At 38.2% G+C, this 330-nt stretch carries 2 pseudogenes; both read left to right on the plus strand.

From position 1 onward, the window contains the following. Window positions 1-252: pseudogene (locus tag C1G53_RS06425) on the plus strand (TlyA family rRNA (cytidine-2'-O)-methyltransferase); the annotation flags it as partial. Next, window positions 245-330: pseudogene (locus C1G53_RS13335) on the plus strand (arginine repressor); the annotation flags it as partial. The pseudogenes C1G53_RS06425 and C1G53_RS13335, both read left to right, overlap by 8 nt.

Consider the following 330-nt stretch of genomic DNA (forward strand, 5'->3'; position numbering starts at 1 on the left):
GAACAGATTGGGAAAAATGGCATTGTTAAGGATAAATCCGTTCACTTGAAAGTCTTGGAAGAAGTGACAAAAATGGCCGTGGAAACAGGCTTCTCAGTCAAAGCCCTTAGCTTTTCCCCTGTTCAAGGCGGTCATGGCAATATCGAATTTTTAGCGCACTTAGAAAAATCAACACAACCAAACCAGATTGATAAAGAGGTCATAACAACTACAGTCTATCAAGCACATGAGGAATTTAAAAAGGATGAATAAACGAGAACGATTAGAAGTCATTAAAGATTTGGTAGTCCGATTTCCTATTGATACACAGGAAGAAATTGTTGAACGTCT

The sequence above is a fragment of the Streptococcus suis genome, from assembly GCF_002960445.1.
GTDB lineage: Bacteria > Bacillota > Bacilli > Lactobacillales > Streptococcaceae > Streptococcus > Streptococcus hyiners.